Source organism: Asaia sp. SF2.1 (genome assembly GCF_000505765.1).
Taxonomy (GTDB): domain Bacteria; phylum Pseudomonadota; class Alphaproteobacteria; order Acetobacterales; family Acetobacteraceae; genus Asaia; species Asaia bogorensis.
The window spans coordinates 116994-124853 of record NZ_AYXS01000012.1; the positions used below are offsets into that span (position 1 = coordinate 116994).

Below are 7860 nucleotides of genomic sequence, written 5' to 3' on the forward strand. Positions count from 1 at the left end.
CATGTCTTTTCCTCAGCCGCCATCAAGACTACCCGTTCAGGTGCCCTCAGGGATAATCAAGTTTGGCGTAGTTGCCCTTGGTGCTGTCGCGATCGTTGCTGTGCTCAATCCATTCTACCAGATCGCTTCAGGCTATTGCGGCATCCTGACCAATTTCGGTTCGGTCCAGCCCAACGCTCTCGAGCCCGGGCTGCATATCGCCATACCGGTCTATCAGAAGATCATTTCAGTCTCGACCCAGCCGCAGACCATCACCTCGCATGAGCAGGCTGCCACGCACGACCTTCAGGACGTCCGCACGTCTGTCTCGGTAACGTTCCACATCGCACAGGCTGATGCCCCGGGTTTTTATCGTGATTTCCGCACGCTGGACATGCTCGCGCGCCGTATCATTGAGCCCACGGTTTCGAACGATGTGAAGGCCATTACGGCCAATTATAATGCCGAGGAACTCATCACGAAGCGGGATCTGGTTGACGGGCAGATCAAGGATCTGATCATCCGGTCGCTTCAGCCCTACCACCTGACCATTCATTCGGTGAACACAGCGAATTTCGCCTTTTCAACGGCCTATGCACAGGCCATTGAGGCCAAGCAGGTCGCCCAGCAACAGGCGCTTCAGGCCCAGTATACGCTGCAACAGACGCAGATTTCGGCGCAGGCGCAGGTCGTACAGGCCAAGGCGCAAGCCGACGCCGCCATCGCCACAGCGCAGGGACAGGCGCAGGCACTACTGGTGACCTCGCAGGCGCAGGCAAAAGCCAATAGCCTGGTCTCTCAATCCCTGACGCCGGCGCTGTTGCAGCAGAAGGCGCTTGATCGCTGGTCAGGCACCATGCCGACCTATCTGAGCGCAGGCGCTCCCCTGCCCTTCATCGGCACCATGGATGGCGTCCAGAAATAAGGCGACAGCCCCTCTTTGATGGCAGGTCTTTCTTTCGGGGACGGCCCGTCCTCACGTCGGCGCTCATCCGGCCTTCTCTCCTAGCTGGAACACAGATCGGATATGCGGTCGAACGAGGATCACTTCCTGCCTGATCCGGCACGTTCTCTGCCTCTGCGACCATCGAGGGGACCAACGCTACAAATCTGACGGGTCATGTCCAAAGCTGCGATCCCGACCCGTTTACCTGTCCCCCTAAGGTGACGAAGCCTACGGGCAGTGATCTCGCCAGTAGGCCACCCATGAAAAAACCGCCCTGTCTTGCGACAGGGCGGCTCTTTCGTAACCTCGATGGAAAGGCGCTGGATCAGAAATCCATATCGCCCATGCCACCCATGCCACCCGGGCCACCGGCCGGAGCGGCCTTCTTCTCGGGCTTCTCGGCAACCATGGCTTCCGTGGTGATCAGCAGGCCAGCAACCGAAGCTGCATCCTGCAGAGCCGTACGGACAACCTTGGTCGGATCGATGATGCCAGCGGCCACCAGATCCTTGTACTCGGCGTTCTGTGCGTCGAAGCCGTGCGTGTACTCGTTGATCTCGAGCACCTTGCCAGCGATGACAGCGCCATCTTCACCAGCATTGAACGCGATCTGACGCAGCGGAGCCTGCAGGGCCTTGCGGATGATGTCCGCACCAACGCGCTGGTCGTCGTTCTGGAAGGACAGGTCCTTCAGGGCAACGGAAGCGCGGGCAAGAGCCGTGCCACCACCCGGAACGATGCCTTCTTCAACAGCGGCGCGGGTTGCGTGCAGCGCGTCATCAACGCGATCCTTGCGCTCCTTCACCTCGACTTCGGTGCTGCCACCGACGCGGATGACGGCAACGCCACCAGCCAGCTTGGCCAGACGTTCCTGCAGCTTCTCACGGTCGTAGTCCGAGGTGGTTTCCTCGATCTGCGCGCGGATCTGTGCACAACGGCCCTTGATGTCGTCCGTGTTACCGGCGCCTTCAACGATCGTGGTGTTTTCCTTCTCGATATGCACCTTCTTGGCGCGACCGAGCATGTCGAGCGTGACGGTTTCGAGCTTGATGCCGATGTCTTCGCTGATGACCTGGCCGCCCGTCAAGATGGCGATGTCTTCCAGCATGGCCTTGCGACGGTCACCGAAGCCAGGAGCCTTGACAGCAGCGATCTTGAGGCCGCCGCGCAGCTTGTTGACGACCAGCGTGGCCAGAGCCTCGCCATCGACGTCTTCCGCGATGATCATGAGCGGACGGCCGGACTGCACAACGCTCTCAAGCAGCGGCAGCATGGGCTGGAGCGAGGACAGCTTCTTTTCATGGATCAGGATGTAGGGGTTATCCAGATCCGCCATCATCTTTTCGGCGTTCGTCACGAAGTACGGCGAGATATAGCCGCGGTCGAACTGCATGCCCTCGACGACGTCGAGTTCGGTGTGGAGGCCCTTGGCTTCCTCAACCGTGATCACGCCTTCCGAGCCAACCTTCTGCATGGCCTGCGAGATCATCTCGCCGATTTCATGCTCGCCATTGGCCGAGATCGTGCCGACCTGAGCCGTTTCAGCCGGGGTCGTGATCTTGCGGGTGTTCGCCTTCAGCTCTTCGACAACGGCTGCAACAGCCTTGTCGATGCCGCGCTTCAGATCCATCGGGTTCATGCCAGCGGCAACAGCCTTGGCGCCCTCACGGATGATCGCCTGTGCCAGAACGGTCGCGGTGGTCGTGCCGTCACCAGCGATGTCGTTGGTCTTCGAGGCTACTTCGCGCACCATCTGGGCGCCCATGTTCTCGAACTTGTCAGCCAGTTCGATTTCCTTGGCGACGGAAACGCCGTCCTTGGTGATGCGCGGTGCGCCGAAGCTCTTGTCCAGAACAACGTTGCGACCCTTCGGGCCCAGCGTGACCTTCACAGCGTCAGCCAGGATGTCCACGCCACGCAGCATACGCTGGCGGGCATCAGCGCCGAATCTTACGTCTTTGGCAGCCATAATCTTTTCTCCAGTAGAGGTTCAGTGTGCGAAAATGGGGAGGCTGGAAATCAGCCGATCACACCCATGATGTCGCTTTCCTTCATGATCAGCAGCTCTTCGCCGTTGATCTTCACCTCGGTGCCGGACCACTTGCCGAACAGCACGCGATCGCCAGCCTTGACGTCCAGTGCTACCAGCTGACCCTGCTCATTGCGGGCACCCGGACCAACGGAGACGATTTCGCCTTCCATCGGCTTTTCCTTGGCGGTGTCCGGAATGATGATGCCACCGGCCGTCTTCTGCTCGCCCTCAAGGCGGCGAACGACGACACGGTCATGCAAAGGCCGAAAATTTGTCATGATGGATCGCTCCACTCTATCTCTAAGGCGGCGCCCTTGCTCAAAAGCAACGCCGCCGGTTTGCGCGCCCGCTAAGCCGCAGCGCGTTAGCACTCCCGTAGCGAGAGTGCCAAACAGGTAAGAGAGTCCCCGCCCAGCGTCAAGACCCCCGCCATATCTGCCATCCGAATTTCATCAAAAAATCAGTAAGCCGGCGCCCGCTCATTTTCCGGCCGGGGACGTTCGATCAGTTGCCCTCCTCAGACAAATGCCGCGCCCCTTCGAGCCGGGCACCATCGATCTCGCGCTTCAGACGGGCCTTTTCCTGCGTTGTTCTGGCGCGCTCGCCCTTGCTCTGCCCGAAAAGATGCCGGTTTTCGTCGGCCTGGCGAGCATCCTTCTCACGCGCCATACGTTTGCGTACCCGACGCAGGTTGACGATCTCTGCCATGTTATCGTTGCTCCTGATTAGAATGAACAAGCAAGAAGGAGGGCTGTTCCATGGGACGCCTGATATCCCTGACCGCCTCGGACACGCATCATTTTTCTGCCTATGAGGCAGGCGACGCCAAGGCACGTCGCGCTCTCGTGGTGGTTCAGGAAATCTTCGGCCTTACCGATCATATCCGTGCCGTGTGCGATGAACTCGCAGAACGTCATGGCTATCATGTGATCGCCCCTGCCCTGTTCGATCGTGCAGAGCGCGATGTGGTTCTCCCCTATGATTCCGATGGCATGACCGAGGGCCTCGCCTTGCGCGAGAAGATCAGCCCCGATGCATTGCAGGCCGATATCACCGCGGCTTGCCATGCCTTGAATCATCACGGTCACTCGAAGGTCGGCATACTGGGCTTCTGCTGGGGCGGTCTCGTAGCATGGGAGGCAGCGACCCGTACGCGCAACTTCGCGGCTGCCTGCACCTGGTATGGTGGCGGCATCGCAGCGCTCAGCCACGAAAAGCCCCATTGCCCGGTGCAATTGCATTTCGGCGGTGAGGACGACCATATCCCCCACACCGATATCAACACCATTCGCGAAAACAGGCCCGAGGTTGAGATCTTCGTCTATGACGACGCTGGCCACGGCTTTGGCTGCAATGATCGTCCGAGCTTCAACAAGCCGGCCCGGGACCTCGCCCATGAGCGCAGCATGGCGTTCTTCGAGGCCCATCTCTGATATCCCACACTCTCAGTCAGGAAATTCATCATGCCCGCAGACAGCACCAATCCGCTCGTTGACAGTCCTGAGCGCGACGCCCGCATTGCCGCCAAGGCAAAGGAACTCTGGGAAGCCGATGGCAAGCCCGGATGTGGGCCTGAAGCCTACCATGAGAATGCCTCGGAAATTATCGGCATGGAGGAGCACCCGCATGCGGGAGAGATTCCCGTGAAGGATCTGCCTGATCCGCAATTTGCTGATGTTCAGGTCGAGAATGCTGAGATCCAGCAAAATCTGGGAGAGTTTCCCGAGCGTCAGACCGACCAGGGGGACCGTGAGCATTTCCCGGAGAAACAGGATCAGGCCTGATCACGCCGGCCTCCATGGGAATTGGGCAGATGCTTGCAACGGTAAGACGCGAGAAGTGCTCCGCGCCAACAGGAAAAGGCTGGCCCTCACGGGTCAGCCTTTTTCGTTCCGGCCTATCGAGACAGGTCAGTTTTCAGCGCAGAACGCGGCCTGCAACGGCATCGAGCTTTGCCAGCATGGCAGGGTCCCGTGATGCAGGAGCTGTAATGATCGCATGATCCAGCGCCCGCTCCGCACCTGAAGGGCACAGACCACGCTTCTTGCCGAGTTCGGGAATGATGGCCTTGACCAGCGCCTTCGCCTTGGCGGCGTTCTGGGTCATGACGGCCACAACCGCGTCGACCGTCACCGAGTCATGGTCGTCGTGCCAGCAATCGTAATCTGTCACCATGGCAATGCTGGCATAACACATCTCGGCTTCACGGGCGAGTTTGGCCTCTGGCATGTTGGTCATACCGATGACCGAGCAACCCCACTGACGGTATAGCTCGCTTTCTGCACGGGTCGAGAACTGCGGCCCTTCCATCACGAGATAGGTTCCACCACGCACCATCGGCACGCCGATCTTTTCCGCCTGTTCGGCAATAACATCACCCATACGGCCCGAAACCGGATCGGCCATGCCGACATGGGCCACGCAGCCACGACCGAAAAAGGTCTTTTCACGCGCAAACGAGCGGTCGATGAACTGGTCAACCAGGACGAACTGCCCCGGAGGCAGATCCTCACGCAGCGAGCCGACAGCGGAAAGAGAGACAATATCGGTCACGCCGACACGCTTGAGCGCATCGATATTGGCGCGGAAATTGAGTTCTGACGGCGGAATGGGATGACCGCGGCCATGGCGCGGCAGGAACACGCAGCGCACGCCATCCAGTCGGCCGAACAGCAATTCGTCGGAGGGCTCACCCCAGGGGGTTTCGACCCGACGCCATTCCTTTTCTTCCAGACCGTCGATGTCATACAGCCCGGACCCGCCAATAAGGCCGATCACGGGTTCGATGGTCACGTTTTCAATCATGCCGAACTGCCTTTGCTCTGTGTCGGTAAATGTCGCGTTCAGGAACACCAGAATGGCTGGCTTCGCAACCTGTCAGTGTTTTCATTCTGCCCTGCATGGCCCTGTTCTAACGATTCTGATATGGCTCTAGGCTCTCAGGCTGGCGCAAGACCGGCTGGAACAGAATGTGGAGCTTGCCATGAGCGAGACCTTGGACCCCAAGACATTTGGCACCCTCATCCGGGACGACGTGCCTCATGACTCTTTCAAGGAAAAGGCGCGGCACTGGTTCGAGACCCTGCGCGACAAGATCTGCGCTTCGTATGAAGCCATCGAGGACGAGGCCGTCGCCAACAACTCGCCTGTCCTGCGCGATAAAACCGAGGCCGGGCGTTTCGTGCGCACAGCGTGGAACCGCAGTGAAGACCCCAACAGCGCCCTGCAGGGCAGCGGTGTCATGTCCGTCATGCGTGGCCGTGTCTTTGAGAAGGTCGGTGTCAATGTCTCGACGGTCTGGGGCGAATTCTCACCCGAGTTCCGCAAGAACATGCCCGGTGCCGATGTCGACCCCCGTTTCTTCGCAACGGGCATCTCGCTTGTGGCCCATCCATGCAACCCGCATGTGAGTGCAGCCCATTTCAACACCCGCATGATCATTACCAGCAATGGCTGGTTTGGCGGCGGCGGCGATATCACCCCCATGTTTCCCGACAGCGCTGAAGCGCAGGAAGATGCCGCCGCCTTCCACGAGACGTTTCGCAAGGCCTGTGAGCCTCACGACCCGACCTATTACGAGAAGTTCAAGGCCTGGTGCGACGAGTATTTCTTCCTGCATCACCGTGGTGAACCACGCGGGCTTGGCGGCATCTTCTACGATCATTTCAACAGCGGTGACGCCGAGACGGATTTCGCTTTCACGAAGGATGTCGGTCTGGCTTTTTACGAGGCGTATCCGCGTGCCGTTCGTGCGCGCATGATGCAGCCCTGGACCGAGGCTGATCGTGAGGCCCAGCTCATAAGACGTGGTCGCTATGTCGAGTTCAATCTGATACATGATCGCGGCACCGTGTTTGGCCTCAAGACTGGCGGCAACACGGAAGCGATCCTCATGAGCATGCCACCCGAGGTCAAATGGCCCTGATGGAGGTTGCTTCGGGGCAAACGCCCCGGGGCGTGGCGACACGATTTAGCCGCAATCATCTGGCTTACCGGCGCGTGCTGGCCAGACCGGCGGTGAAAGGGAAGAAGTGCGCTACAGGTTGACGTCTCACGTGACGGGTAAAAAGACGACCCGACGCAGCTTTCTCTCCGCTGTTGTCGCGACAAATCTGGCCACCATCCTTCCGGCCTATGCCTGGGAGGATGACGAACGGAGTGTCTCGACCTCGTCACTCATCGACTCACCCCGCCTGATTGTGGGTGGCGGTCCGGACTCCCTCCCCGGACAGGTTGCCCCGATGGTGGCGACCGCACTTGCAACCGGCCTCAATACGCCTCCCCCCATTGCCGTTCACTATGACATGGGACGCGACGGCGTCACGGCTGCCAATCTATTCGATAATGTCAGCCCCGAAGCGGATGGCGGCACCGCCATACTGGCACCCGGTGCTGCGCTGATCGCCTCGCTCTCCGGCGACGCGCGCGTGCATTTCGATTTCTCGCGCTGGGCTGCCCTGATTGTGGCACGCCGCCCGGTTGTGACGCTGGCCCGCGCCGAACTGCATCGCACCATACGCTCGCGCCTGAGTGGGCTGTTTCATGATCGGCCTGTCAGGCTCGCCGTATCCCATCCCACCGGCGTGGAGCTCTCCAGCCTTCTGGGGCTCTCCCTTCTCGGGCTTCATCCCTTGCCTGTCGCTGGCTACGCAAGCAAGGCTGAAGCGATGGAGGCCCTCAAATCCGGTCAGGTCGATGCCGTACAGCTTACACCCGGACCCGGGGATGATCTGGCCGCCGACATCGCGACAGCGCCGGAGGGGATCAAGCCGATTTTCTGCTCTGGCCCTACCGTAGCCAATGTAGCGGGCTTCGAAGCGACATATCTCATGGCCCGTGGTCACGCCCCGGCTGGTGCCCTGTTCGAAGCGTGGCGCGCCGTTTCCAGCGCCGCTGCCTCAGC

The 7860-nt window shown here is 60.0% G+C and carries 9 protein-coding genes; 5 read left to right on the plus strand and 4 right to left on the minus strand.

The annotated features are described in order from the left end of the window. Window positions 1-904: prohibitin family protein (locus P792_RS26945; protein WP_081866669.1), on the plus strand; the 904-nt coding region annotated here is incomplete at its 5' end. 346 nt (window positions 905-1250) lie between these two features. On the opposite strand, the gene groL is transcribed toward P792_RS26945, so the two are convergent. The 3 genes from groL to P792_RS26960 all read right to left on the minus strand — a co-directional run bounded on the left by groL (window position 1251) and on the right by P792_RS26960 (window position 3665). After that, window positions 1251-2894, minus strand: a complete 1644-nt coding sequence (gene groL / locus P792_RS26950) for a chaperonin GroEL (RefSeq protein ID WP_023978433.1) — start codon at window positions 2892-2894, stop codon at window positions 1251-1253. Between the two features lie 50 nt (window positions 2895-2944). Beyond that, window positions 2945-3235 (minus strand): co-chaperone GroES, encoded by a 291-nt coding sequence (gene groES / locus P792_RS26955; protein WP_023978434.1) that lies wholly within the window; start codon window positions 3233-3235, stop codon window positions 2945-2947. A 226-nt stretch (window positions 3236-3461) separates the two neighbouring features. After that, window positions 3462-3665, minus strand: a complete 204-nt coding sequence (locus P792_RS26960; RefSeq protein WP_023978435.1) for a DUF4169 family protein — start codon at window positions 3663-3665, stop codon at window positions 3462-3464. Window positions 3666-3715: 50 nt separating this feature from the next. On the opposite strand from P792_RS26960, the gene P792_RS26965 reads away from it, so the two are divergent. Both P792_RS26965 and P792_RS26970 read left to right on the plus strand, forming a co-directional pair. Continuing rightward, window positions 3716-4390, plus strand: coding sequence for a dienelactone hydrolase family protein (locus tag P792_RS26965; RefSeq protein ID WP_023978436.1), 675 nt, complete (start codon window positions 3716-3718; stop codon window positions 4388-4390). Window positions 4391-4420: 30 nt separating this feature from the next. After that, entirely contained in the window at window positions 4421-4741 is a 321-nt protein-coding gene (locus P792_RS26970) for a DUF2934 domain-containing protein (protein ID WP_023978437.1), read from the plus strand. A gap of 133 nt (window positions 4742-4874) precedes the next feature. Here P792_RS26970 and P792_RS26975 read toward each other — a convergent pair whose 3' ends face one another. After that, the gene (locus P792_RS26975; protein WP_023978438.1) at window positions 4875-5762 is read right to left on the minus strand and encodes an S-methyl-5'-thioadenosine phosphorylase; all 888 of its coding nucleotides are present in this window, start codon (window positions 5760-5762) and stop codon (window positions 4875-4877) included. A 178-nt stretch (window positions 5763-5940) separates the two neighbouring features. Here P792_RS26975 and hemF point away from each other — a divergent pair, with 178 nt between their 5' ends. Both hemF and P792_RS37555 read left to right on the plus strand, forming a co-directional pair. Beyond that, complete coding sequence (hemF, locus tag P792_RS26980; RefSeq protein WP_035439650.1) at window positions 5941-6882, plus strand: oxygen-dependent coproporphyrinogen oxidase; 942 nt, start codon at window positions 5941-5943, stop codon at window positions 6880-6882. Between the two features lie 130 nt (window positions 6883-7012). Further along, a partial coding sequence (locus P792_RS37555) for a hypothetical protein (RefSeq protein WP_023978440.1) occupies window positions 7013-7860 on the plus strand: 848 nt, incomplete at its 3' end.

Coding starts and splice junctions, on each gene's coding strand:
- groES (WP_023978434.1), bottom strand. CDS start 3,235: ATGACAAATTTTCGGCCTTTGCATGACCGTGTCGTCGTTCGCCGCCTT.
- hemF (WP_035439650.1), top strand. CDS start 5,941: ATGAGCGAGACCTTGGACCCCAAGACATTTGGCACCCTCATCCGGGAC.
- P792_RS26975 (WP_023978438.1), bottom strand. CDS start 5,762: ATGATTGAAAACGTGACCATCGAACCCGTGATCGGCCTTATTGGCGGG.
- P792_RS26970 (WP_023978437.1), top strand. CDS start 4,421: ATGCCCGCAGACAGCACCAATCCGCTCGTTGACAGTCCTGAGCGCGAC.
- P792_RS26965 (WP_023978436.1), top strand. CDS start 3,716: ATGGGACGCCTGATATCCCTGACCGCCTCGGACACGCATCATTTTTCT.
- groL (WP_023978433.1), bottom strand. CDS start 2,894: ATGGCTGCCAAAGACGTAAGATTCGGCGCTGATGCCCGCCAGCGTATG.
- P792_RS26960 (WP_023978435.1), bottom strand. CDS start 3,665: ATGGCAGAGATCGTCAACCTGCGTCGGGTACGCAAACGTATGGCGCGT.